Raw genomic sequence first — 26,855 nt, forward strand, 5'->3', positions numbered from 1 at the left:
CAATTACTTTATTTAAGCAACCAACCCTATTCAAATAATCTTGATAGCACATCTTTTTTAGCTTATATTTGAGAGATGCCAGAAGTGATTAATGATAAGACGATCTTCTCCTTACTAGAAGTAACGAAAAGCATTCAGAAAACAATTTCTGATCGCTACAAAAGCTTATTTTGGGTAAAAGCAGAGATGAACAAACTCAATCACTACAAACATTCTGGACATTGCTACCCCGAGTTAGTCGAAAAAAAAGACGGTAAAATCGTCGCCGAGATACGTTCTATATTATGGAAGTCTGACTTCGAACGTGTCAATGCTCAGTTTATCAAATTGCTGAACGAACCCCTCCGTGATGGCATTACGATTTACTTTCAGGCAGGTATTTCTTATGATCCATTGCACGGCTTGAGCCTTCGGATTGTTGATATAGACGTTTCCTTTGTACTCGGCGAGTTGGAGAAAGAAAAGAAAGAGAGTATATTTCGCCTTCAGGAAGAAGGACTATTCGATGCCAACAAACGCATTCCATTTCCACTTATACCAAAGCGATTGGCCATTATTTCGGTAGAAACAAGTAAAGGATTATCTGATTTTTATAAGATAATTAATAACAATCCTTGGGGTTATAAAATAGAAACCACATTGTATCCTGCATTATTACAAGGCGACAAATCTATAGCTTCCATCATCAAACAAATGGCCGTCATTGCCGAACGTACCGATCAATATGATGCTGTAGCCATCATTCGTGGTGGTGGTGGTGAGGTAGGTCTTTCTAGTTATAATAACTATCATTTATCCAAAGCAATTGCTATTTTCCCAATACCGGTACTAACAGGAATTGGTCATTCGACAAATGAAACAGTCAGTGAAATGGTAGCTTATAAAAATGCGATTACACCAAGTGAATTAGCTGATTTCTTGATCCAAAAGTTCCACAACTTCGCTATTCCGCTTGATAATGCTCAAAAACAGCTTATTCTTGCTATCAACAATTTGTTTCACACAGAAAGGTCAAAATTGCAAAATGCTGTGCAAACCATAAATTGGTCAAGTATTAATAACATCAAATCAGAACAACATCAAATCAGCTTGCTCGCACAAAAGCTACAACTATATAGCGAACATTTCATCAAACAACAACATCATGAATTGGATAATCTAAGCCGATTAATAAAAATGGCTGACCCCCATTTATTATTGAAGAGAGGTTTTAGTATTAGCAGAAAGAATGGTAAAGCAATTACTTCAAAAGAGGAAATCAACATAGGCGATGAAATAGAAACGCTATTTGTAGATGGATTAGTCACAAGCACTGTAACGCAAAAAAAATAAATCATGGAAACTACATATACGTACATAGATGCATACAACGAATTGCAACAAATCGTTTCAGAAATAGAATTGGGTGAAGTGAATGTTGACGAACTGGCTGTTAAAATTGAACGTGCTTCCCTATTAATCAATATTTGCAAATCTAAACTTACCGCATCCGAAGCGCAGGTTCAAGAATTATTGAATCAACTACAAGTTGAACAAGCAGAAGAAAGCGATTCAACAGAAGAAGATATTGAGGAAGATATGGAAGAACAATAAATAGAAAACAATTTTCTATTTATTGTTGAACTTTCGTATTAAATTCTGACGATATTTAATCAATAAAAGACAACAATAAAAATTTACATTTATGTGTTAAGAATTATTCTAAACAGCTCAATAATTTTATGTTATTTTGCATTGTTTAGATTTAATCTTAATAAGTTTTGAAAAACATATTCTTACTAATATTTTTATTGTCGACGAATTTCACATTCGCTCAAACATATAAACTAGCGGGTACTATCACCAATGAAAAACAGGTTCCTCTAGCGAATGTTACTATTTCTACAAATGGCACAAAGATAGTGAGTAAGAAGAATGGCTCCTATGCACTAACGCTTAGTAAAGGGCCACACACGATTGTATTCCAATACATCGGTTATAATAAAATAACCAGAAATATAACCATAGATGACAATACCATATTGGATGTGCAATTTTCAAATGCTGTACAAAATATTGATGAAGTATATGTTACAGCACAAGAGTCCAAAAATCTAAATACCAGCTCTGTCATCACCAAAGAAGCCATGCAGTTATTGCAACCTTCAAGTTTTGCAGATTTATTAGAATTATTGCCCGGAGGACGTGCGCAGGACCCAGAGTTAACCTCCTTTAATGCGATCAAGCTACGTGAGGTAAACCTAAAAGATAAAACTATCACTTCAGACAAATATGATATGTCTTCTTTGGGCATCTCTTTTGTCATGGATGGTGCACCAATCAACACCAACTCCGATTTACAGTCCGTAAGAGGATACACTACATCAGGATTAAATAGCAATGTAGAAAACACAAATCGAGGATTGGACCTTAGGTCATTAGGTACAGATGATATTGAAAAGGTAACCATCGTAAGAGGTATTCCTTCGGTAGAATATGGTGATTTGACATCTGGCTTAGTATTAATCGAAAGAAAGAAAGGTTATTCCCCTTATACATTCCGTGCTAAAGCAGATGGTTTCGGCAAGTTATTTTCACTAAGCAAAGGTTATTCACTAAAGGACAATTTATTCATAAATGCTGACATTGGTTACATTCGAGCACAGTCCGATCCAACGAATAGTTTTGTCAACTTTAGTCGTGCAAGTGGATCTATACGCTTAGATAAAACATGGATAGGTCTTCACAGCTACAACTTCAAGTCTAATCTAGATTACAATACTACATTAGATAATAACAAGACAGATCCCGACAATTCATTTGTGGCAGATAGCTATTATGGGAGAAAACAGCGCTTTGGATGGAACAATCAATTTTTAATCACTTTCAACCCTAACAAATGGATTAAAAATTTACACCTTACATCCAATCTAACGTTCCAAAAAGATATCATTGAAGAGGATAAGTGGATTCAAGCACGAACAGCTACTATACTAGTCAATTCATTAGAGCAAGGTTCACATGAGGCACAATTTCTGACTCCTTCGTACCTTTCAAATTTGTATGTAGAGGGGCTTCCTTTTACCGCGTATACAAAATTGACGTCTCAGCATAATATAGACTTCAATGCCCTAAAGAACAATATAAAACTAGGTGTTGAAAGTAATTTTTCTAAAAACTATGGTAAAGGTCAAGTATATGATCTCGACTACCCAACCAATACTGCGATAACAGCTAGACCTAGAGCATTTAAAGATATCCCTAGCTACCATACCCTATCTGCATTTGCAGAAGACAACCTATCTTACAATTTCAACCAATTCAGATTGGAAGCAATGATCGGAATAAGAGCCTTTTCAATGACATCTTTATCAAAAGAATATAACATGTCTAACAAGATATATGCTGAACCCCGTGCCAATGTAAGATTACATTTGCCAAGTTTCAATATTGATCACAAACCGTTTGGTGTAACAGTTGGCGGTGGAGTTGGTATTCACAAAAAAACACCAACCTTAGATCATTTATATCCAAACCTGCATTATCGTGATATCGTAGAATTAAATTTCTTTCACAACAATCCAGAATACCGTATTGCGCAAGCTTATACAGACATTACCAATCCGGTAAACTACAATATATTACCCGCTACTAATAAAAAATTTGAGGTAACTACAGATTTTGATTACGATGGTAATAGACTTTCTTTTACATTCTTCAAAGAAAGAATGAATGATGCGTTCCGACCAAACAATATTCAAAAATCTATTGAGTATACTAAATATAATAATACCTCTATTGATGTATCAAATCTAACACAAAAACCTTCTCTTGCAGATTTTGATGCTGAGAAAGCAAAGGAATTTTACTCCTATTCACAATCTGAAAATGAAAGCCAGATTCTTAAAGATGGTTTAGAGTTTCAGTTAACAACAAGACGTTTCCGTGGTATCAACACCCGTTTTACAGTTAATGGAGCTTGGTATAAAACAATATATAAGAATAGCTTGCCTATCTGGAAACTAAACGATGATATTATCCACAATGGAAAAACACGTCAGATATCAGGATTGTACTTAGACGATGATGGCTATATCCGTGATATGTTGAATTCAAATTTCACTGTTGATAGTTATTTGCCTTCTTTAGGTCTAAATATATCAGCTTCATTTCAAGCCTTATGGTATTACAAATCGCAGAGCATGCCCAAGTTAGGCATTCCTATAGCCTATAAATTTGTCGAAGATGAAATTGTAAGACCATTTACAGCAGAATCACTAAATGATCCTACGCTAAAGCAGTTAGTCGAATCTTACAATTTAACCTTGTTTGTCCCGAGCAAGCAACCCATAGATTTACAGATTAATCTAAAAGCTTCGAAAATATTTAAAAACTACCTAAGAGCATCAGTATTTGTCAACCGCTTATTCTTGTATAAACCAAATTATACAACACCAAGTGGTGCGACAGTAACGAGAACCTTAGATCCGGCATACTTTGGGATGGAATTAACATTAACACTATAACCATAACATACAAACACAATGAATACAAAAAATACGATTTTACTAATTGTAGGATTAATCAGCTCTACCTTGTTTTTTTCTTGTTCGAAAGATCAAGATATACAATTCAACGATGTTGAGGTATCCATGAAAGCACCTGAAGGGATCCAAGATTATGCCATAGAAAATGCTACATTAAAATTCACGGAGATTAATACAGGTATTGTGACAAGTACTGTTATTAACCCGACAACGAATTTATCAAAAGTAGCTTCTTCTAATACGGTTGGGGTTAATGCCGCTGCCGATGGAATAGTAAAATTTAGTGATTCTGGCGCAAGTGTTATCAACGATTTCGCTAGTACATTACCAAATGGAACATACGATGTCACATTAGAGGGATCTATGCGTTATAACAAAGATGGCCAAGCGATAACGTCTAAAGTAAGAGGTTCTAAAAATGGAATAGTTATTAATGGTCCAAACGTAAATATTCAATTAGACTTATTCATTTTTGATGAAACAGCAGGTCTTATCTTGAAAGAGATATTCTTTACCGGAACAGTTACACCGGAAAACAAATCCTATAATGGTGACAAATATTTTATTATTTACAATAATTCTGATGAAACGCTATATGCTGATGGCTTGATTATTTCAGAAGCAGCTTTCTTAACAACAACAAAAAGAGAATACACCCCAAATATAATGAATGAAGCATTTACTGCAGGATCAATTATTATGGTTCCAGGGACAGGAAAACAATCCCCTATTTTACCTGGTAAACAAATTGTAATTGCCAATAACGCTATTGACCATATAGAATACAATCCGAACTCTCTTGACCTTCGAAATGCAGAGTTCGAAATTGACTTAATTTCTACTATCAATGTTGACAACCCACAAGTAACAAATATGATCTCTGTTAATGGGACTATGCTTATGAACAATAGAGGTTTTAAATCGTATGTATTGGCTAGACTTCCAGAAGGAATGACTATAGACAATTACAAAACGGACCATTTATATACATATAGTTATTTAAATGCTCTTGGCAACCCTGTTAATTCAAATTCATACAAAATACCAAACACATACATTTTGGACGCTGTTAATTTATCCGTAGAAACAGATTTTGAATGGATCCTTACCTCTCCACAATTGGATATGGGCTGGACATACTGTGGTAGAACTTCATCTGACGCTACACGCTATGGTAAATCGGTATTGCGCAAAGTATTAACAACAAATCCTGATGGACGTGTTATCTATCAAGACACCAATAATTCAAGCGTTGATTTTACCCCAGAATCAAAGCCTTCTTTAATGAAATAATATTTTAAATGAGATTGTTAACAATCATATCATTACTTTCTATCCTGAGCACGACACTTCATGCTCAGGATAGTACTTTTGTGGTATTATCAAAATATAATACCCTCAATAATGAATTAAATAAATACTATGATGCTCCTGCGTTAAAGTCGCTCAACATTCCCATTCAATACACGAATATGAGCGTGAATTACACCGCTGAAGATAGTAAAAGGTATATCCTTCAAAAAGGTTCTGCAACAAACGATTTCAATATTAATATTGAGTCTTTCCAAACAAAAAATAAGAACTTAAACCTTTGGGGTGATTTCCAATACAATAACATTAAAACGAAGAATGTCAATTTTAATGAAACATTGGACTATGATTATTTGTATCCATACATCATGTCAGATACCGTTGGGGGCGATTTAACAAATGAACAATACAAGATCTTAGGAGGACTTTCTAAGAGTTATAATAAAATGACATATGCCTTTGAAGCTTCTTTTATAGGCAAGCAGTCAACAAGGCAGAGAGATCCTAGAACCAACAATATCAGTTCAGATCTCAATGCAACATTTTCTTTAGCATATAAAACGACCTCAAATTACAACTTAGGTATAGCACTAATAGGTGCACGCTACTTCCAAAAAGCTAAGGTATCATTTAATAGTGAGTTAGGACGACCAACTATCATTCACGAGACAGGCTTAGGAAATTACAACAAAATATTTGCTGGTATACGAGACAATGCAGAATACCTAGGGTATAATTACGGGTTCTCTATCCACTACGTCCCTTCCAATCACCTTGGTTGGTTTGCAAGGACCAAATTCATTGGATCAAATATCCAAAAGAAAATAAAAGATGTCGCTTTAGTTATAAACGAAGCAGATAAATATGATTTCGACGTACAACTTGGGTATAAAGTTGCTATAAATTCATCCCAAAGAATTGAAGCTGCTGTGCAATATAATTACAAAAACATAGATGGATTCGAAGGACGATTCAATAATCTAGACAGCCAAATAGGCCTTGTAAAAATCAGTGAAGAAAATTTGTTTAATGCAGTTAACCAATCAATAGGAGGTTATTTGTCCTATCAGAAAAACACTTCTCCTACGACATGGGCGGCGAAAATATTCGGTTACCATATCGACAGCAAAGAATCCTACTTACTACCTGCGGCTATTGAAAATATTAAATTACTCCATGTCGGTGGTCAGATTGATCTGAATCAAAAAATTGCAAAAAACACATTAATTGCAAAAATAGGATATTCACTAAGTAAGCCCCTATCCTCCCAAGCAGCATGGACAGGAATGAACACAACATCAATGAGATATCAAATGTTGGCCAATAATTTTGATTATAAAAATACAGAAGTTTCATTAATAGACTTTGCGGTGAAGATAGCTGTTCCCGTTAAAAAGCTGCAAACCTACTTTATAGGCGGAAATATATCCCATGCATCTGCTTATAATTTGACACAATTTGGCATTACTTCTGGTTTTGTTTTTTAAATTTGTAACGATGAAGAGATTGAGTGTAGTATTTATTACGTTATCAAGTATTATTCTTTCTATTACTTTACTAAGTAATAAATCAATAGATGATTTGCGCGTGCTATACAGTAAACCTATTACTGAATGGCCCAAACCGACGATTGATTCGGGGGTAGTATGGTCCGAATTTAAGTCGCTACCGAAGATAGACAGCAGCTATTTAAGGAAGATGGATCATCCCTTGATAAAACTTGGAAAGACCCTATTCTTTGACCCTATATTGTCAAGTTCAAATCAGATATCTTGTAGCTCCTGCCACAATCCACAGACCTCATGGGCAGATCACCTGACAGTACCTACAGGACATGACCACCTACAAGGCACCCGAAATAGTATTTCCCTATTGAATGTATATGCACGCAAGAGTATGTTTTGGGATGGTAGAGCAGGCTCTTTAGAAGAACAGGCATTATTCCCAATCGAGGCACACCATGAGATGGATATGGATATAACAAAAGTAATCCCTAAGCTTAAAGCGGTACCTGGATATAGAAAAATGTTTGAAGAAGCTTTTGGCGATGAGGACTTCTCTATCCCTGAAGTGATGAAAGCAATAGCGTCTTTCGAACGTACTTTACAAAGCCGTCGAAGCCGTTTTGATGAGTTTTTGGATGGCAAGCACAATGCGATGACAGATCAAGAGATTCAAGGGATGCACTTATTTCGCACCAAAGCACGCTGTATGAACTGCCACAATGGTCAATTCCTTACAGACGAAAGCTTTCACAATTTAGGATTGACCTATTACAAACGGAAATATGAGGATTTAGGCCGTTATGAAGTAACAAAAAACCCTGCAGATGTAGGTAAATTTAGAACCCCTTCTCTGCGAGATGTAATGAACACGAACCCGTGGATGCATAATGGTCTTTTTGACAATATGATAGGCGTTTTAAATATGTATAATAGTGGCATGGTGATGAACAACCCAAAGACAGCAGCACAATTGGCAGACCCTATGTTTCCACATACAGACCCTTTGTTGAAGCCACTAGACTTAACAAGAGAAGAGATTCAAGCCGTTGCTGCATTCCTGCAAGCGGCGACAGGTTCAAAATATAAAATGCCAAGGCCAGAGACTTTGCCCCGTTAAAATATTTATATAAAGAGCTATTTTAGCTTTCAAAATATAGGTCTAAATAAATTATTTAGACCTATATTTGTTTATAACAATTCAACGTTAAAACCATGAAAAACATAGCAAGTTTAGCTATTGCATTTGTAGCATTAATATTTACAACAAATGCACAGCAAGCAAAGCAGATTCTTCCTGCCGACCTACAGATTAAAATCGCTACTCAAGCAGCACCAGCAGAATTTAGAGCAGAAGCCAAAGTATATGGCTATGATCAAAACGGAAAATTGGTGACATTACGTGAAGGAAAAAATGGATACATCTGTTTAGCTCCAGATTACAAGATGTCAATGTACTATGCCTATTGTTACCCCGAAAGTTTAGAGCCCTTTATGGCACGCGGACGTGAATTAACAGAGCAAGGTAAACGTAAAGAAAGAGATAAAATCCGTGAGCAAGAATTTAAAGATGGTAAATTATCTATCCCACAGACGCCAACAACATTATATGGCTATTGGGGTAACTCACAAAATGTAGATGCAACTACTGGAGAAATAAAAGATGCTAAGCGCAGATATGTAATTTATATACCATACGCAAAAGCAGCTGACTTAGGTCTTTCGAACAAAAGTAATAACATTGGTATGCCTTGGTTGATGGACGAAGGTTCCTACAAAGCACATATCATGATTACACCACCACTTGACGATCATAAGCACTAAGTGCAATATTATAAACAATAAAAGGCTTACAAAACGTAAGCCTTTTATTGTTTATAGTTTATCTATAGCATATACCTAGGTATATACCAAACACCACATCCTATATCGCTAAGTAAGCAGATAACGTACCTACAAACCGTCCCCAGTATAACTATCTTGCGACAAAAAAAATCCTCCCAATAGTAGCTATTACTTTTGGGAGGATTAGATATCGATGAAGTTTGTCCCGTATAATATAGCTATAATGGACAAACGATATATTTACGATTTCTTATGTGCATTACCTTTGATTCTATTCTTTGTCTTCAAAGCCTCTGCTTTTACAGCTTTAGGCGCTTCAGAGCTTATAATATCATCACATCCAGCGATTATATTATTTCTTTGATAAGATAACGTAAACCATCCCAATGCTTCTAATGCTTTGATACGTATGGTTTCAGAATTATCTTTATTTTTTGCTAATGCTATCACATCAGGCACTACAGCATGATGTCTATATAAGCGTAAAGAGTTGATTTCTCCCAATCGTTCTTTTTCAGACAATGAGGTGTCATTTAATGCCTTTGCCAAGTCATTCGCTTTCTTTGCTGCATAATCTACATCCTTATCCAATTTTTCAGCCAGTACAGCACCGCCAACAACTGCCGGATTATTTCGGATCAGGGTATTGATTTCTTTCTTGGCCAACACGGGGTTCATAAATTGAAGAGCCCAACGTACGCGATATGCGACACGCTCGGAATGTGGATCATCAACATAAAATTGGATTAGATCTTTAGTAAATTCATCCGAACCAAAATCTGTAAGATCATAAATCGCTCTACGACGTATATACTCATAAGGATCATTCTTTGCGGCATGCAACACCTCAATATAATCATCATTTTCTATGTAAGCCAATAATTGGAACGCTTGCATACGTGTCGATTCAAATGGAGAATTAAAGTAATACTCCTTCAATAATGGTGACACCTCCTTTACAGAAAGAATACCAGCCAATTTTTCTAAGGCTAAACTCTGCAAATCAGCATCATTCTCTTTTAGTACTTTTTTCCAATATCCCACAGACTGATTCAATGCTGTAGCATCATTCAGCTCCTGCGCTCGCGCTGAAGCAAAGTGAAAAGTAGGATCACCAAGGATATGTGTTTCCAAATATGCTATATGTTTCAACCAATTGCCTACACGATATCCATTGCCCAATAATCCCATCAATTCGGAAGGCCAAAGGTCTTGTAATACACCTACCGAGTTAGCAATAGCCACTATATTTTGATTCTTTGAGAATGGGTAATAACCAGCAATATAATCATCTAAATGAAATGACCCTGTCAAACAAGAATTCAGATAAACAAGTTTTGCTTGGATATTAGCATCCTTCAAATCATCGATCTGTACATCCAAATTGATATTGTAAATAGAATCCGCTTTGATAGCATTCGCATCAAAAGCATCTTCAAACCATTTGTCAGATAGCCCTAATGATTTCTTAAAATCCTCTTTTACCTTAAATGTATCTCTATTGCTCTCTTTGGCAGCTAGCATTTTGGAGCGCAAATAGCGGGCTACATTGGCCATAGATGGTTGTGGCGCCGAGCTCACTGGGTATCCGTTTATCATCTGCAATGTACTAGTACCATGACCAGTCATATAAGCAAAATCCACAGAAGGACGCTTCAGCTCTGTCAGCAAATTATACTTCATAAATTCCGCATTGCGGTAGTTTAAAAATTTAATAGAACCACCTGGTTTAAATAAGTATGGAAATTGTGATTTCAAAGCGGCAGATTCACCTAATATAGAATTCACAGAATTTGAATTATACCCATGCCCCACCGAAACTATCATATCATCCAAAGGATAAGACTGCTTTCTAAGTGATACCACCTTGGTTAAATAATCTTTTATCTTCTGCGTCATATCTTCGCCATCACGTACTGGAGGTTTGATACGACCAGAGTAGATATCCATTTCTAGGAACTGAGGTGACTCGGGTCTGAGGGAGTAGTAATGGTACAATTCCCTACCTTTTGCAGTATCTTGTTTGAGATAGTCAAATTGTAAATCAAAGTCATCATAATAACGATCTGAGGGAACAGAGGATTTGTCCCAACGGATTTTTTGATTTATCTTCAGTGCTGATGTCATAAACTGCGCATCACGCAACATTGGCACTGGAATATTACCTACAAATACAGCCCCCTCTAAAGGAGCTTTCTTATCGAGATACAATTTATGGAGTATCTCTCTTATCTTCTCTGGCGAAGTCCATTCATCCGATACGATATATGTTCCCAAACCGTCTTTCTGCACTACCTCTTTATAGGCATCGATCTCTGCTTTAGCAGATGAATAGGTAGCCCTGTCTACGATAATAGCAAAAGTAGTCTTTGACTTTATCGTAGGTTTTTCGATTTGTTGAGCATACGTATTAGTCACCCCCAACAGCAATAATGCCGCTACTATATTTTTCATATTCTTCATATATACCTATATTTTATTGGATACCTTAGATAATTAGAATGTCAATAGTCCCACAGACAATTGCCAATCCAAACGACGTTGCGATTTACTAAAATAATCTGTGTTTTCAACAGGTTTAATAAAGTTTTCTGTAACTTTAATATATACCTGCGTATTATTTTTAGACGGCTTAAATACATATTGAAGATTCGCTGCAATCGTAAAATAGTTGGCTGCTAAATAATCATTTGCTGGGTACAATATGTTGTTGGCAACAAAATTTGTAGAATATGCCTTCTCATCATACGCAAAGGTCGATTCAATAGATTGACTATATGCAGGGTTAATAGCAAATGATAAAGCAGATAAATTAGCAAAATTAAAATATTTCTTAAAGTTAAGCCCATAGGTTAATCGGTCTACCGTCTGTTGACTCTCCTTTACGGAATACCTATTATCCCAGCCAGCATAAGCTAAGTTAGCACCCCATTTCCAATTCAAATCATTGCCTTTGTACTTTACAAATGAATAATTCAAATTAGCATTTGTAACTAAGTTTGTATTGAAGACATTAGAAAATAACGTTATATATTCTTTACTTATAACATCTTGATATTGATGAAATTCAGTATTATCTATATTTTGCTGTATCCAGCCAATATCTAGACGATGTTGAATTGTATTAGCATGCCATAGCGCCTCCAAGTTTAGGCCATACTCATCATACTCATGTTGGCCTGCCTGCTGTGGATATGTTGTACCATCGATAGCCTTCTCTTTATTGTGGTTATAAAATGCATCTGCAGCAAATCTCCATTGATCATGTGAAAGCACATACTGTAAACCAGCACCAAACTTATTGCCTTCATATCTACGCGTAATTCCTCCTGTAGATATAAAAAAAGGAGCACTACCGATATACTCACCAACTCCAATCAACTTATACATATTGTGTACCGTAGTGGTATTGATATTAGATACGGTGAAATCCTCCACAAAATTTTGATATAAGCCATTAATACCAATCGTACTATTTTGGTCTATTAAATAAGTAGCCCCCGGTTTTACCGTCAATATATTGTTGGTATTCTCTGGTCTAGGGTCACGCTGCCTAGCACCCGTTGACACTTTATAATCTAGCCCTAATCCAAAAGAGAACTTATCAGCTAGTATTGGCGAGGCTATTTTTACTGCTATATCGTAGTTTTGCTTATTCCAATCTCCCGACAAAGAATCAACAATAATAAAAGGATTCAAGCGCAAAGGATTCAGTTGCGTTGTATTGCTAACCTCTTTATCCTTGCCAAAGTCTAATGCAAACTTCCCATAGAATTTCCACTTTTTCAGCGCTTGATAACGTGCGGTTTGAAAGCCTCCATATTGAGACTTCTCCCCTACCAGAGGGTGCTTAAAAGCTCCAGAAGCACCTTTATAAAAAACAGAGGATTCACCCAGATTTTTAAAATCAACCGTATTCAATAAAGCCGCATTATTACTATTTAATCCTACCTCTTGCGTTTTAAATTTTTCCAATTCAAATGGTGCTGTTTGTGCATTTACAACACCTATACTCGCTATAGCCATCAGGCTAAAAACAATATTTCTATGCATTATTAATTCCATTTACGAGGTGAAGGGGTACTGTTAACTTCAAAGTCTGCAGATGAATTATTGGTATCTACAAAAATGGTCCGCCCATCGACAACAGATTTTATCTTTCTACGTACCGATTTACCATTATACATAGCCCCTACTGTAGTCATTCCAGCATCTATCGCGATAGGCAACCTTTTCGCGGTAGCTTGTACATTGGAGTTTGTTACCGTCTCTAATCCATCAATAATATCTTTCGTTGGTATTGCTTTAAATTGTGTTGCAGCCGTTGTTCCTGGTTCTTTCATCACTGGGAGCTTATCAAAATCAGCCGTATTGAAGATTACAAGTCCACAACCACCTAATCCTGGCAACCAATCAAAACCGGATGTAGAACTGCCATATACGTGTGTTAGATTGGGCACATCGGGTGCATCTAATTCTTTGGCGGAGTAGCTCCAAAAAGTCTCATAATCCGCTACGCCAGGCCCAAGATCTACAGGAGAATTAGCATTTCCCAACGGATCACTTTTATGATTTATACCATCCATCGCCACTATTAGCGATTCCCCAGGCTTCAAGAAACGTGGACTACCTTCATTAGGCACCATAAATACCTGCGCCAGGTACACAGAATCCTGTGTATACTTTGTAAATCCGTATGCTGTAGTCGAAGCAGTCTTTGTATTACCTAAATAAAGACTATCGACACGAATATCGGCATTGGAGTTATTATATATTTCTATAAATAAGTCATAGAAATAAGCAGAGGGAACGCCACTATAATAGTATTCACGGATTACCAAACCACCAGAACGACTGCCATTCAATTTTATGGCTACCACTTTGGGGCCATCGATAATCAATGGTGTGACATTCGCGTTGACAAAAGACTCTTGCTCATATCCAGTCAATATATTTGCCTCAGCAGCGGAGAAGGATTTTGAAGCTATCACACTATATGTCCCTGGGATCAAATCCGCAGTAACGAGTCCTCTATCATCAGAGATGAAGCTTACGATCTGTCCTGTTATAGTATTCTTGATGCTGACAGGGATATTCTTAGCAATGCTTCCATCGACATAGTTGTCCGGAAAATCTAGCTGCAAAGTCACTTGTACTGCCGCTATCTCTTGGAAGTCCTTACGACAACTTGCCAATCCAAATATGCTTAATGCTATTATATATATAAATAGATTTTTCATCATGCTTAAACTAAAATTTAATACTTAATTCCATCCCGAAGAATATTGGAATATTACGCTTTGTATATTCCGTAGGGTTGCGTTTACTTTGTTCGTATGGTCTATTATTTGTGATATTATTTACATAAAAAGAAAAACCATAATTCTTACCAAACTCCTTAGTCACTTTAGTATTGAACAACCACAATGGCTTCCAAGAGTCTTTCAAGTAATAACTGTCCCCTACACTCATATATATCCCCGATGTCTCCGGAATGCCCGCAATCTCTGCTGGCGACAATAATCGTACATTACTATTATTGCCTTCATTGATATCAATGACACCATAAGGAAGGCTGCTATAGTTTAGATAATTGAACTTTTCCGTCCAAATAGTCTGTGCCGTCACCGTGATTAGCAATCGTGCCTCAGGGATATGGTGAATAGCTCGCAAAGTAGTCAAGAATCTAGAGCGCTCCGTTCCTCTACCTTCAAATACACCAAGCTGATTGTAGGGCTGATTAGCAACACGACGTGCATATACATACGGATTATTATCTACTGACTTGGTATAAGTATATGCTCCGTTTAAGGTAAAAGATGTACGAATAGGCTTTACTTGACCAAAATCAAAATCAAACTCTATTCCCTTATTTATGATGTTTGCACCATTGGTAGGGATATTATAATCAGTTACATATAATGAATCCTTCACAAGGGGGCTTAATTCTGGCTTTTGTCCAGCATGCTGCGAAGCAACGGCATAAATAGGGATAGTTGTGAAATTATAGTTCTGATACATATCATATCCATTATCTATGCGCTCATCAAATAATGTCACAGCGAACTTTTTGTAATCTACACCTATTTCTGCTTTCCGAGAAACAGCCATTTTTAGGTCTTCATTTGCGGCATCAAACACACGCGTGGTCATCAAGCCCAAGCGCTCATTAGCATCTTGTTTGTAATAGTTGAGGCTGAATACATCGACATATACAGGATCAGGATATAAATATATCAATGAAGGCGCTTTTGCGCTCAATCCATATCCCCCACGCACATTAAAATCATTAAACAATTGGTAGGAAGCATTCACACGCGGAGAAAAAGCAAGCTTGACATCATGTCGGAAAGGCTGTGTCCAATCGTAGCGCAGGCCTGCTACTACATTCAATGGTCTCCCCCATACTGTAGTTGCTATTTTGTCCTCTGCATATACCGCTATTTGAGTCATACCAGGTATATCTGAGAAACGGCGTGGTCTATACCCTAAGCCATCACTAGTTTTGGGCAGTAACCCATCCCCAAAAGAACGACCTTCGCCCAAATTTTTATCATAGGTATATGTTGCACCCAGCATGATAGAGTGTCTCGTCTGTCCCGAAGAAAAATAAAAATTGTCCGATAGACGAGCTTGTATATTCAAAGGCTTCCCTTTGAGGTAAATTTGTTGCAAATAGCTTGAGGGAAGAAATTCTACTTCCTGCGTGATATCATGCATAGCATTAGATACAGCAGACACCTCACCAGTATTCATTTTCTGTTGAAAACCATTCTGAAAACCTAGTTGTCCCGAGATTACATAATTGATATTACGCGCAAATTTCTTATCGATATTCCAACGACCATTTGTAGAAAATCTAAGGTCATAATTTTCAGCCTTATTAATCTCCTGAAGCGTCACTAAATCGGGATCAATATTATCTTTATCAAAGTAGCCCCCAAACGCTAATGTGGTATTCGTATACAGATTTTTGTGAGCACCAAATGTATTTGTATACTGTACAGATGTATTAAAACGCTCATACGATTCAGATGCTTGAATCTGTTTATGCGTAGCATACGTGTAATCTAGATCAACAAATAAAGCCCCCTTCCCTAGCGCAAACCCCTGACCTAACCAACCTTGCTTTAAGGTCGGGTTTAATCTAAATTTGGCCTGCAAGGGTTGTACGTTAGCTTTTGTCTTGACATCAATCACACCAGCTGTCAGATCACCATATTCTACAGAAGGAATTCCTCTTATCACCTCTATGGACTCTATATTATCTGCTGTAATCTGACGCAAGTCAGTTCCCATACCTGTAGAGTTATTAAAACTCGAAGATAGACCACTAGTTGCCGTATTTATAGCCTGCATATTTGCGCTGTTTGATAGCTGCGCACCATTGATCATGATAGAAGTCCCCAGCGAAGCTACATTAGCTGCTCTCGCATCCCGCGTCGTATTACTAGGGTCACCACTAACTTGTCGAATACTAGGTGTATTGACCCCCGCAAAAGAAGAGTTATATATTGCTTGACCAGGCAGTAGTTGTAAAACATCAGCGATACTTGTTGCTTGCAAATGCTCTATCGCTTGACGATTTATCAATGTCGAAGTAGCACCTTTGACCTTTGACTTTTGTCCCAATACCTGTACCCCATCGATATCAATAGCATTTGGAATAAGCTCTATTTTTATATTCTCTCCCGTTGCAACCTTAGTTTGGCTCACCTTCATCCCTGTATATTGTACAGACAATACATAGACCCCTTTAGGTATTTTGTGGAACATAAATCTACCGTTCTTGTCCGTGGTAGAGATCAGCTGCAATTCGGATATAGTAACTGTAGCACCCACTAGCGCCTTACCATTAGAATAAACAGTACCTATTAATTCGTTTGATTTTTGAAGATCTTTAAACGAATAAACCGGTGTCTTTGCGGATACATAATCCAACGACAAAATGTTGCTTATTAAGGCAACGGATAGAATTACTTTCTTCATAAGGTGATTAACGTGGCGCAAATATATACTATTTAGAATTAAACTAAATAACAATTCTCACTTATTTTAACTTTTTAAGTACTTACATGATATTTGATGGATCATAGTATCCATAGCAAGATAGAAGAAGAAACGATAGTCAATGCTATCAACTCCTTATAAATGATTAACTTTGTATCCTATGGCAAAAAATTCGGAAAAGAATCCAAAATCATATATTCAGATTAAAGGAGCACGTGTCAATAATTTAAAAAATATTGATGTTGATATCCCTAAAAACAAACTTGTGGTAATCACTGGGATGTCAGGCTCAGGAAAATCATCCTTAGCATTTGATACTTTATATGCAGAGGGACAACGACGCTATGTAGAAAGCTTATCGTCTTATGCTAGACAATTTATGGGTCGTATGAACAAACCTGAGGTTGATTATATCAAAGGTATTGCTCCTGCCATTGCTATTGAGCAGAAAGTGATCACTAGCAATCCTAGATCTACTGTAGGTACATCTACAGAGATTTATGATTATATGAAGTTATTATTTGCACGAGTAGGCAAAACATATTCTCCCATCTCTGGAGAGGTTGTTACTAAAGACACGGTCTCCTCAATAGTAGATCGTATTTTAAATTTTGCGACAGATACTACCATCACGATATACAGCCCATTGCAACCGACAAATGGCCGTAAATTGAAAGAAGAGCTTTCCTTATTATTACAAAAAGGATTTGTTCGAGTTTATTTCAATGACTCCATCCATAAGGTAGAATCACTAATAGAAGATAAAACCGTAGCCAATAAGGATTTCAAAGCTGGACAACTAGAGATTGTAATCGATAGATTGCGCCTAGATGGTACCGAAGAAACAACTGCCCGCATAGCAGACTCGATTCAAACCGCTTATTTTGAAGGTAAAGGTGAGTGTATTGTTGAAGCAGAAGGTGAACGCCTTCATTTCTCCGAAAAATTTGAGCTCGATGGGATTACCTTCGAAGAACCAACACCAAATTTCTTTAGCTTTAACAATCCTTTTGGAGCCTGTAGAAAATGTGAAGGATATGGTAAAGTAATCGGAATCGACCCCGATTTAGTTGTGCCTGACAAAAGTAAATCTATTTACGATGGCGCTATTGCCCCATGGCGTGGCGAAAAAATGGGTGTATATTTAGAAGCATTGATTAGTTCAGCACTGAAATTTGATTTCCCTATTCACCGTAGCTATTCAGACCTAACCCCAGAGCAACAAGAACTCTTATGGACGGGCAACAAGTATTTTAAAGGTCTACATGAGTTCTTTAAAGAACTCGAAGAACAAACATATAAGATTCAATACCGTGTCATGTTATCCCGTTACCGTGGGAAAACGGATTGTCCTGAATGTAAAGGAACACGACTACGTAAAGATGCTACTTACGTAAAAATAAACGGTAAATCTATTATTGATTTAGTACTCCTACCAATTGATGAATTGCTCGTTCTCTTTAACAATATTGAACTCACAACGAACGAAGCTATCATAGCCAAACGTCTTTTGATGGAGATATCAAATAGGATTCAGTTTTTATCAGACGTCGGATTGAGCTATCTAACATTGAATAGATTGAGTAATACATTGTCTGGAGGAGAATCACAACGTATCAACCTAGCGACCTCTTTAGGAAGCTCATTAGTAGGTTCATTATATGTACTGGATGAGCCAAGTATAGGATTACATCCTAGAGATACAAAGCAACTTATCGAGGTCCTGAAGACTTTGCGTGATATCGGTAATACCGTAATCGTAGTAGAGCATGAGCAAGAAATGATGGAAGCCGCAGATTACCTCATTGATATTGGCCCTGAGGCCGGAATCAATGGTGGCGAATTAGTATTTGCGGGCGACTATAAAGAGATAATTAAAGACAAAAAATCTTTGACAGGACAATACCTGAGTGGGGAAATAAAAATTGAGGTACCTACAAAGAGAAGAAAATGGACGGATTCAATCCGCATCAAAGGTGCACGCGAGAACAATCTTAAAAATATAACAGTAGACTTCCCGCTAAATGTATTTACGGTAGTAACAGGCGTATCAGGCTCTGGCAAAACATCCTTGATAAAACGTGTATTATACCCAGCACTACAAAAAACTATAGGAAACTATTCTGGCGAACAGACGGGTATTTTCGATAGCCTCGAAGGTGATTATGCACAAATAGAACAGGTAGAATTGGTAGATCAAAATCCAATAGGGAGATCATCACGCTCCAATCCTGTTACCTATGTCAAAGCTTGGGACGAGATTAGAGCGCTATACGCCAACCTACCCCTTGCCAAAGCGGGCGGATTGAAACCTGCAGCCTTCTCCTTCAATGTTGAAGGTGGACGTTGTGACATCTGCCAAGGTGATGGTGAGGTAAAAATAGAGATGCAATTCATGGCAGATATTGTCCTGCCCTGTGAAGCGTGCAATGGCAAGCGCTTCAAACAACATGTACTCGATGTCGTATACAAAGAGAAGTCGGTAGCAGATATCCTTGATTTAAGTATTAATGAGGCATTATTATTCTTTGCTGATCTCCCTAAAATATTAGCTAAGATACAACCATTGCAAGATGTAGGCTTAGGATACATCAAACTAGGACAATCATCAAGTACATTATCTGGTGGTGAAGCACAACGTATCAAGTTAGCTTCATTCTTGATAAAAGGGAATAATACCAAAAAAACACTATTCATATTTGACGAACCTACTACAGGTCTACATTTTCATGATATCCAAAAATTGTTAAAATCATTTGAAGCTTTGATAGCCCTAGGAAATAGCATTTTGGTAATTGAGCACAATATGGACATGATAAAATCTGCAGATTGGGTTATTGATATAGGTCCAGAAGGAGGTCAACGTGGTGGAGAGCTTGTTTTTGCTGGAACACCAGAAGATTTAACAAAATGTAATAAAAGTTATACAGGTCAATTTCTAAAGAACTACCTGTAATTGTATACATTTGATAATATAAGTACTAAATATTATGAGAAAATATCTAATGGGTGCAACAATAGCCCTAATCGCACTAAGCCAATCTCTATTTGCCCAAGTAGAAAGACCTAAATTGGTGGTGGGACTTATGGTAGACCAAATGAGATGGGACTATTTATATCGATTCTCTGATCGATTTGGAGAAGATGGCTTCAAAAGATTATTGCGCGAGGGATTTTCATGTGAAAACACGTTAATAAATTATATTCCTACCTATACTGCTATTGGACATAGCTCCGTATACACAGGCTCTGTCCCTTCAATACATGGTATAGCTGGCAATGACTGGATCGTACAAGCGACAGGCAAATCCATGTATTGTACAGAAGATAATAGCGTCGACGGTGTAGGCACCAAAGAAGCGGAAGGAAAACAATCTCCACGCAATCTATTATCATCAACGATAACAGATGAACTAAAATTAGGTACTAATTTTCAGTCCAAAGTAATAGGGATTGCTATTAAAGACCGTGGCGGTATTCTGCCTGCGGGACATTTTGCAGACGCCGCATATTGGTTTGAAGCAAAATCTGGCGACTGGATTAGCAGTACTTTTTACATGGAAAAATTACCTAACTGGGTGGAGAAATTCAATAAAAAAGGCCTTGCTGCGAAATACTTAAAACAAGATTGGAATACTTTGTATCCAATTGAAAGCTATGCAAAAAATAGTATCAGTGACAATAATCCTTACGAAGGTAAATGGCCTGGGGAAAAAACACCTACATTTCCACACCAAACATCTTCTATCATGAAAGATGTCGGCTACGAACTTATTAAGACTACTCCTCAAGGAAACACCTTTACATTAGACTTTGCAAAAAGTGCTATTGAAAGTGAAAAATTAGGTAACAATCCTACTAATAACACGGATTTTCTATGTGTGAGCTTATCAGCTACAGATTATGTAGGTCATAGATACTCCCTGTCGTCGGTAGAGATTGAAGATACCTACCTAAGATTAGATCATGATATAGCCGATTTCTTAACCTATTTGGACAAGACGGTGGGAAAAGGCAACTACACCCTTTTCTTAACTGCAGATCATGCGGCATCGTACAATCCAATGTATTATACCGATCAAAAAGGAAATGGTGGTTACCTTTTTACCAGACAAATACAACGTGAGATAAACAATGAGCTAAAAGCCAAGTTTGGTCAAGATAAATTAGTTATATCATTCGCTAATTATCAAGTACATCTGAATAATAAATTAATTGATTCATTAGATTTGGATCGAGATGATATTAAAAAGGTGGTTATTAAAAACCTTAAAAAGCAAGATGGCATAGCCTATGTTATTGACTTAGAAGCAAACGAAAATATGCTTATACCGGCTCCTATCCGTGAGAAAATAACAAATGGCTACAACCGTAAAAACAGTGGGTCGATTCAAATAATAGCAGAGCCACAGTGGTATTCGGGTACACCACGTGGTACAGGCACCACACATGGTGTATGGTCATCGTACGACTCCCATATTCCATTAATATTTATGGGATGGGGCATAAAACCTGGCGTTAGTAACCGCGAAGTTTATAACATAGACATAGCACCTACTTTAGCGTCTTTATTGCATGTAATGGAGCCAAATGGAAGCATTGGAAAGCCAATTGTAGAGGTTTTAGGACAATAGAATAAGATAAAGAAAAGTATAAAATAATATCTCTAAGAATATTTTGTATTTTTGAGTATTACAAGCATTATTTATGATATCAAAGAAAACGAAATACGCCATTAAAGCATTGATGGTTTTAGGAAGAAACTATGGTAAAGATCCGATGCAAATTGTGAAAATTGCAGAGGAAGAACGCATTCCAAAAAAATTCCTAGAACAAATTCTATTGGAAATGCGCAATGCCGGTATTTTGTATTCCAAAAAAGGTGCCGGAGGCGGATATAGCTTAAATAAAGCGCCTGAAGACATTTTCTTGTCGCAGGTAATGCGTTTGATCGATGGACCTATTGCCTTGCTACCATGCGTTAGTTTGAACTTCTACCGTCGTTGTGACGAATGTGTAGAGGAGCATGTTTGTGGTATTCGAGACACCTTCACCGATGTCCGCAATTCGATGTTACAAATCCTTAATGACACGAGTATTGCTACGTTAATAAACAAAGAAAGTGAGCTTAATTTAGAGGTTTAAATAACCAAATTAGCGTATACAAAAAAAGGCATTACTTCTTCGAGGTAATGCCTTTTTTATATAAGATAAGATCTTTATAGTTTAATTTCCTCTTCTTTCGAATTGAAAAAATGAAACTCAGTAAGGTAATATGACTGTACTGGATTTACTTTAATCCACTTGCCATACTTGAAAAACCATTTAAGTCTTCTTGAGATAAAGCCTGACTTAATGTAGGCGTCAATATAAGGATGTACATTCAATGTAATTCCTTTTTCATTTTGCTCTTCAAGAATAAAGCTCAAATTCTCTTCAATGTCATCAAGCAATACTATACTTGATCTAATTTCTCCCGTACCATCACAAGCAGGACACTTTTCATTGGTCACCACGCTCATCTCTGGACGCACACGCTGACGTGTGATTTGAACCAAGCCAAACTTGCTTGGCGGTAGAATTGTATGACGAGCTCTATCTTCGCTCATACAATCTTTAAGATAAGAATACAACTCTTTTCGATTTTGAGGCTTGTGCATATCGATAAAGTCAATGACGACGATACCACCCATGTCACGCAATCTTAATTGTCTGGCAATTTCTTTTGCTGCTTCTTTATTTACTAAAAGTGCATTATCTTCTTGATTTTCTTTACTCGCAATTCGGTTACCACTATTTACATCAATGACGTGCAAAGCTTCAGTATGTTCTATTACTAAATATGCACCACCTTGTAAATTAACCGTCCTACCGAAAGACGCCTTAATCTGTTTTTCAACGCCAAAATGGTCAAAAATCGGTTCTTTATGTTTATAAAGCTTGACAATTTTTTCCAGATCTGGAGAGATATCCTGTATGTACGATTTTGTTTCTTCGTAAATAGAAGGATCATTAACATGAATATGCGTAAACTCATCCGTCAATATATCACGCAAAATAGTAGATGCTCTATCCATTTCACCTAATACCTTTTGTGGAGGTTCAGCATTTTTAAGACGTTTGGTAAAAAGCTCCCATTTTGCAATCAAATCTAAAAGGTCTTTTTGAAGTTCTTCAACTCCTTTACCTTCCGAGACAGTACGTATAATAACACCAAAGTTCGCAGGTTTTATACTTTCTACAATCTTCTTTAGGCGACTACGTTCTGCGCTACCTTTGATTTTTTTGGAAATGGAAACAGAACTTGAAAAAGGAACTAATACTACAAAGCGACCAGCTATAGATAAATCAGAGCTTAGTCGTGGACCTTTGGTTGATATTGGTTCTTTTGCTATCTGTACCGGTATTAATATATTACGGCTTAATACATCCGAAATTTTACCCGCTTTATCGATATCCTTTTCAAGTTTTAAACTATTGAGCAGGCTCTCTTGATAACTGCCGTTCTTTACTACACGCGTTAGTTTCAGCAAGGACAATACTTGAGGTCCAAGGTCTAAATAATGCAAAAATGCATCCTTATCATAGCCTACATCTACGAATGCTGCATTTAAGCCGGGCATGATTTTTTTGATGCGTCCGAGATAGATATCTCCAACAGCAAAATTATTTCCTGCCTTTTCCTTGTTTAACTCTACAAGTTGCTTATCCTGTAGCAAAGCAATAGTCACTCCATTTTCAGGAGTTGAATCGATAATTAATTCCTTTACCAACAGCTACTAAAATTAGGGGAAATGATGCCTCGCGCATCATTATATAATCCCAATGAACATAAAACTTGTTTAATGAAAAAATACAATCTACGGGACAAACAAGGTTTGTTGCCATAGATTGTATAATGTCTTGTGCTTTTTAAAGGCTTTAGACTATCTAACAAGAACTATTTTTTCTTGTGTCTATTTTTTCTTAAACGTTTTTTACGCTTGTGAGTAGCCATTTTGTGTCTTTTTCTTTTTTTTCCGCTTGGCATAGCTTTAAAGTTTTTAAATAATGTTAATAAATTTTGTTAATTATTTACTCAACTCTTCGATCTGACGATCTATATATTGAGATAAGGACGGGTCTGCCGCTAATTCTTTACTTTTTTGATAAGCAGAAATAGCTTCATTTTTAAGTCCGATTTTTACATATGCAGCAGCTAAATAAAAATAAGTTTCCGCATCAGGTTGAACCTCAATGACAGTTTTAAAACGTTCTATCGCTTTATCATACTGTTGAGATTGCATTGAAAACGTACCTAATGTTTTATTAGCTTCTACGTTTTTGGGCTCTGCTGCTACTACTTCACGTAATAGTGCAATTCCCGACATTGGATTGTTTGACCCCGTTACTAAGCCAGCACCTAAGCCTGTCTTAGCCTTCAGACTATTCGCATCCAATGCTAATGCTTCTTCGTACGCAGATATCGCTAATCTGTTAAGCTCTGCAGCGAGTGCAGTATCTTGTTGATTGGTATATCCAGCACGGAAAGCATCACCTGCATTTAAGTAGTATTCAAATTTAGGAGAAATTTTTGCCATCTCCTGAAAGATAAATCCTTGCGGAATTGGTTTTGCGAGATCATCCCACTTTTTAGCCAATTCACCATACAAAGCAATTTTTTCTTCTCCCTCAGCCTTAGCTACTTTTGTTTCTAAAGCAAAGATATCTTGCAATAAACTAGCATTAACGCCCTGTTTAGATAATTCCGAAACGGACTCCAAATTATACGCCGAAGAGGAATTCTCGGCTGTATTAGAAGAGCTACTTTCATCATCTTTATCTACCAAACCCTTTATCGGTCTTGCAAACAACGTGCCTATTAGTACAAGTACTAATAACACTACAACTATTTGTTTGGTCTTTAACATAAGGCGAATTTAAACTATTTTTTTGCTTTATTACCATTTTTAACTTTTTCAACAAAAACTTTTGCTGGTTTAAAGCTAGGCACGAAGTGCTCCGGGATAATAATTGCTGTATTTTTAGAGATATTTCGTGCTGTTTTTTCTGCTCTTTTCTTAACTACAAAACTTCCGAAACCTCTTACATATACATTTTCTCCCTCGATCATCGCATTTTTAACAACTTTGAAGAACGCTTCAACTGTTTCCTGCACATCTACCTTCTCTAAACCTGTTTTGTTAGAGATCTCTGCAATAATTTCTGCTTTAGTCATATCTATTTATACTGTAATTATTTATTTCTCCACCTACTATTTGGGGTTGCAAAATTATCGTTTTTATATGATGATTAAAAATATTTTAGCTGTTTTATAACAGTTATTTTTTTCATTTTCAAACGATTAGTAAAATAAGCCCTTCGAAATAGTCTGCAAAAATACAACTATTTTACTGATTTTCAAACCTTTATTTGCATTTAAAGCCATAAATATCAAGAAGACAGTCTAAATCCCCTTTACTATGCAAAGCAGATATTACAATACGATTGAGCAATGGACTTGATGCCAAAGGATATGGAAAGCTAGAAATTAGGATATTATTATTTACCAAATGACTATACAAATCAGGATTATTGGAACTAAAAACAGGAAAATTAGGAATGTGACTCAAGCCAGAATCTGCAGGGAGATGGCTAGAAAAGTAATCAATATTAGCATGCATCCTTTCAAATGCAGCATCATAAATAGCTTCACTATTTACTAAAGCATAAATTGCTGCAGGAGAAGCTGGAGAAGCCCCCATAAATATGGGATGTTGCTTGATCTTCATAAGATTATTTAAATCGCCCAATACTAAACCAGCATCCGTACCTAAGCCTTTTGCCAAAGAAGATATAATAACTATTTCAAAATTGGGTCTTGCTTTTAAGGCGCCGATGTTCGAAGAGACATCATTCTTATTTACGACAGCCAATCCATGAGAATCATCGAGAATAAATAATACTTCCCTCTCAGAGGATACCGCATCAAATACAGAAAAATCATAATTTTCGGGGCGTAGGTTGTCAATACAGTTCGACACAATTACAAACTTTTGCCGCTTGGCGTCATTAATATAATTAATAGTACGCAATGCCCATTGTTCAAAACTCTCCTCTACCTGTGGGTTGCCATCCATCCATAATGCAGGATGACTTGCCGGCGCATAGATCACTTCACTGCCATCCGTCAATGCCCTTACTGTAGCCTGCGCAGCCAAATAACCACTAGAAAACAAGGCCGAAGCCTCGAAACCAAACCTTAAGGCCAATTTTTCTTCTGCGTCATTATATATGCCCAACTGCACATTATTAGATCTCGAAGTCCCATTATTAAGGCCATATTTATCTATTCCTTTTTTAAATAGCGCTATATATTGTGGATTGTCCAGTAATCCTAAATAAGCCGTGCCACCAAAAAAAAGATAATCCTTTTCCTCTATTGTCAATATACGCTTCGTGGGTTGGTGTAGGTTTTGAAATGCGTTCATTTATAATTTACTAGTATTTGCGATATAGCAAATCTCTTATTTTATAAATTAGAATACAACCTAAAGTGAAAAAGAGTTTAGCTAATAGATCTAGGTACGATCTACCTATACATCAGCTTATTGATTAACTGTCTGGTACAATCAAATTTTAAAGCAAAAAAATTGGACTTAAGATAAGAAAGAATAAACTT

18 protein-coding genes are annotated in these 26,855 nt (G+C 36.7%); 10 read left to right on the forward strand and 8 right to left on the reverse strand.

The window, feature by feature from the left end; all coding sequences use genetic code 11:
* Positions 1-75: 75 nt before the first annotated feature.
* From xseA to IP023_RS09180, 7 genes are all read left to right on the forward strand, one after another.
* The gene (gene xseA, locus IP023_RS09150) at positions 76-1,332 is read left to right on the forward strand and encodes an exodeoxyribonuclease VII large subunit (RefSeq protein ID WP_241789970.1); all 1,257 of its coding nucleotides are present in this window, start codon (positions 76-78) and stop codon (positions 1,330-1,332) included.
* A 3-nt stretch (positions 1,333-1,335) separates the two neighbouring features.
* Positions 1,336-1,593 (forward strand): exodeoxyribonuclease VII small subunit, encoded by a 258-nt coding sequence (gene xseB, locus IP023_RS09155; RefSeq protein WP_241789971.1) that lies wholly within the window; start codon positions 1,336-1,338, stop codon positions 1,591-1,593.
* Positions 1,594-1,760: 167 nt separating this feature from the next.
* Complete coding sequence (locus tag IP023_RS09160; protein WP_241789972.1) at positions 1,761-4,505, forward strand: carboxypeptidase-like regulatory domain-containing protein; 2,745 nt, start codon at positions 1,761-1,763, stop codon at positions 4,503-4,505.
* Between the two features lie 18 nt (positions 4,506-4,523).
* Positions 4,524-5,819 carry a DUF4876 domain-containing protein gene (locus IP023_RS09165; RefSeq protein ID WP_241789973.1) on the forward strand — a complete coding sequence of 432 codons (1,296 nt, stop codon included), beginning with the start codon at positions 4,524-4,526 and terminating at the stop codon, positions 5,817-5,819.
* Between the two features lie 8 nt (positions 5,820-5,827).
* A complete protein-coding gene (locus IP023_RS09170; RefSeq protein WP_241789974.1) occupies positions 5,828-7,324 on the forward strand; it encodes a DUF6850 family outer membrane beta-barrel protein in 1,497 nt (498 codons plus the stop codon).
* A 10-nt stretch (positions 7,325-7,334) separates the two neighbouring features.
* On the forward strand, positions 7,335-8,459 hold the full coding sequence (locus tag IP023_RS09175) for a cytochrome-c peroxidase (RefSeq protein WP_241789975.1): 1,125 nt from the start codon (positions 7,335-7,337) through the stop codon (positions 8,457-8,459).
* A gap of 95 nt (positions 8,460-8,554) precedes the next feature.
* The gene (locus IP023_RS09180; protein WP_241789976.1) at positions 8,555-9,163 is read left to right on the forward strand and encodes a hypothetical protein; all 609 of its coding nucleotides are present in this window, start codon (positions 8,555-8,557) and stop codon (positions 9,161-9,163) included.
* A 261-nt stretch (positions 9,164-9,424) separates the two neighbouring features.
* Here the strand turns inward: IP023_RS09180 and IP023_RS09185 are convergent, their stop codons facing one another.
* The 4 genes from IP023_RS09185 to IP023_RS09200 are packed head-to-tail and all read right to left on the reverse strand — an operon-like array spanning position 9,425 to position 17,173.
* A complete protein-coding gene (locus IP023_RS09185; RefSeq protein ID WP_241789977.1) occupies positions 9,425-11,638 on the reverse strand; it encodes a HEAT repeat domain-containing protein in 2,214 nt (737 codons plus the stop codon).
* A 42-nt stretch (positions 11,639-11,680) separates the two neighbouring features.
* Positions 11,681-13,237: a DUF6850 family outer membrane beta-barrel protein gene (locus IP023_RS09190; RefSeq protein ID WP_241789978.1), complete on the reverse strand. Its 1,557-nt coding sequence runs from the start codon at positions 13,235-13,237 to the stop codon at positions 11,681-11,683.
* Between the two features lie 2 nt (positions 13,238-13,239).
* Positions 13,240-14,427 carry a DUF4876 domain-containing protein gene (locus IP023_RS09195; RefSeq protein ID WP_241789979.1) on the reverse strand — a complete coding sequence of 396 codons (1,188 nt, stop codon included), beginning with the start codon at positions 14,425-14,427 and terminating at the stop codon, positions 13,240-13,242.
* Positions 14,428-14,434: 7 nt separating this feature from the next.
* A complete protein-coding gene (locus IP023_RS09200; protein ID WP_241789980.1) occupies positions 14,435-17,173 on the reverse strand; it encodes a TonB-dependent receptor in 2,739 nt (912 codons plus the stop codon).
* 181 nt (positions 17,174-17,354) lie between these two features.
* Between IP023_RS09200 and uvrA the strand changes: the two genes are divergently transcribed.
* The 3 genes from uvrA to IP023_RS09215 all read left to right on the forward strand — a co-directional run bounded on the left by uvrA (position 17,355) and on the right by IP023_RS09215 (position 22,339).
* The gene (gene uvrA, locus IP023_RS09205; protein WP_241789981.1) at positions 17,355-20,150 is read left to right on the forward strand and encodes an excinuclease ABC subunit UvrA; all 2,796 of its coding nucleotides are present in this window, start codon (positions 17,355-17,357) and stop codon (positions 20,148-20,150) included.
* Positions 20,151-20,184: 34 nt separating this feature from the next.
* The gene (gene pafA, locus IP023_RS09210) at positions 20,185-21,828 is read left to right on the forward strand and encodes an alkaline phosphatase PafA (protein WP_241789982.1); all 1,644 of its coding nucleotides are present in this window, start codon (positions 20,185-20,187) and stop codon (positions 21,826-21,828) included.
* A 73-nt stretch (positions 21,829-21,901) separates the two neighbouring features.
* Positions 21,902-22,339 (forward strand): RrF2 family transcriptional regulator, encoded by a 438-nt coding sequence (locus tag IP023_RS09215; RefSeq protein WP_241789983.1) that lies wholly within the window; start codon positions 21,902-21,904, stop codon positions 22,337-22,339.
* 74 nt (positions 22,340-22,413) lie between these two features.
* Here IP023_RS09215 and IP023_RS09220 read toward each other — a convergent pair whose 3' ends face one another.
* The 4 genes from IP023_RS09220 to IP023_RS09240 all read right to left on the reverse strand — a co-directional run bounded on the left by IP023_RS09220 (position 22,414) and on the right by IP023_RS09240 (position 26,664).
* Positions 22,414-23,967 (reverse strand): Rne/Rng family ribonuclease, encoded by a 1,554-nt coding sequence (locus tag IP023_RS09220; RefSeq protein WP_241789984.1) that lies wholly within the window; start codon positions 23,965-23,967, stop codon positions 22,414-22,416.
* A gap of 297 nt (positions 23,968-24,264) precedes the next feature.
* Positions 24,265-25,104, reverse strand: coding sequence for a tetratricopeptide repeat protein (locus IP023_RS09230; RefSeq protein WP_241789985.1), 840 nt, complete (start codon positions 25,102-25,104; stop codon positions 24,265-24,267).
* Between the two features lie 14 nt (positions 25,105-25,118).
* Positions 25,119-25,412: an HU family DNA-binding protein gene (locus tag IP023_RS09235; RefSeq protein ID WP_241789986.1), complete on the reverse strand. Its 294-nt coding sequence runs from the start codon at positions 25,410-25,412 to the stop codon at positions 25,119-25,121.
* 190 nt (positions 25,413-25,602) lie between these two features.
* The gene (locus IP023_RS09240; protein ID WP_241789987.1) at positions 25,603-26,664 is read right to left on the reverse strand and encodes an aminotransferase class I/II-fold pyridoxal phosphate-dependent enzyme; all 1,062 of its coding nucleotides are present in this window, start codon (positions 26,662-26,664) and stop codon (positions 25,603-25,605) included.
* Between the last annotated feature and the right edge of the window lie 191 nt (positions 26,665-26,855).

The sequence above is a fragment of the Sphingobacterium rhinopitheci genome (assembly GCF_022627575.1).
GTDB lineage: Bacteria > Bacteroidota > Bacteroidia > Sphingobacteriales > Sphingobacteriaceae > Sphingobacterium > Sphingobacterium rhinopitheci.

Excerpts from the sequence above, each read along its gene's own strand:
- uvrA (WP_241789981.1), top strand. The coding sequence starts at position 17,355 with ATGGCAAAAAATTCGGAAAAGAATCCAAAATCATATATTCAGATTAAA.
- IP023_RS09185 (WP_241789977.1), bottom strand. The coding sequence starts at position 11,638 with ATGAAAAATATAGTAGCGGCATTATTGCTGTTGGGGGTGACTAATACG.
- pafA (WP_241789982.1), top strand. The coding sequence starts at position 20,185 with ATGAGAAAATATCTAATGGGTGCAACAATAGCCCTAATCGCACTAAGC.
- IP023_RS09240 (WP_241789987.1), bottom strand. The coding sequence starts at position 26,664 with ATGAACGCATTTCAAAACCTACACCAACCCACGAAGCGTATATTGACA.
- IP023_RS09175 (WP_241789975.1), top strand. The coding sequence starts at position 7,335 with ATGAAGAGATTGAGTGTAGTATTTATTACGTTATCAAGTATTATTCTT.
- IP023_RS09235 (WP_241789986.1), bottom strand. The coding sequence starts at position 25,412 with ATGACTAAAGCAGAAATTATTGCAGAGATCTCTAACAAAACAGGTTTA.
- IP023_RS09170 (WP_241789974.1), top strand. The coding sequence starts at position 5,828 with ATGAGATTGTTAACAATCATATCATTACTTTCTATCCTGAGCACGACA.
- IP023_RS09200 (WP_241789980.1), bottom strand. The coding sequence starts at position 17,173 with ATGAAGAAAGTAATTCTATCCGTTGCCTTAATAAGCAACATTTTGTCG.
- xseB (WP_241789971.1), top strand. The coding sequence starts at position 1,336 with ATGGAAACTACATATACGTACATAGATGCATACAACGAATTGCAACAA.
- xseA (WP_241789970.1), top strand. The coding sequence starts at position 76 with ATGCCAGAAGTGATTAATGATAAGACGATCTTCTCCTTACTAGAAGTA.
- IP023_RS09180 (WP_241789976.1), top strand. The coding sequence starts at position 8,555 with ATGAAAAACATAGCAAGTTTAGCTATTGCATTTGTAGCATTAATATTT.
- IP023_RS09190 (WP_241789978.1), bottom strand. The coding sequence starts at position 13,237 with ATGCATAGAAATATTGTTTTTAGCCTGATGGCTATAGCGAGTATAGGT.
- IP023_RS09230 (WP_241789985.1), bottom strand. The coding sequence starts at position 25,104 with ATGTTAAAGACCAAACAAATAGTTGTAGTGTTATTAGTACTTGTACTA.
- IP023_RS09215 (WP_241789983.1), top strand. The coding sequence starts at position 21,902 with ATGATATCAAAGAAAACGAAATACGCCATTAAAGCATTGATGGTTTTA.
- IP023_RS09165 (WP_241789973.1), top strand. The coding sequence starts at position 4,524 with ATGAATACAAAAAATACGATTTTACTAATTGTAGGATTAATCAGCTCT.
- IP023_RS09195 (WP_241789979.1), bottom strand. The coding sequence starts at position 14,427 with ATGATGAAAAATCTATTTATATATATAATAGCATTAAGCATATTTGGA.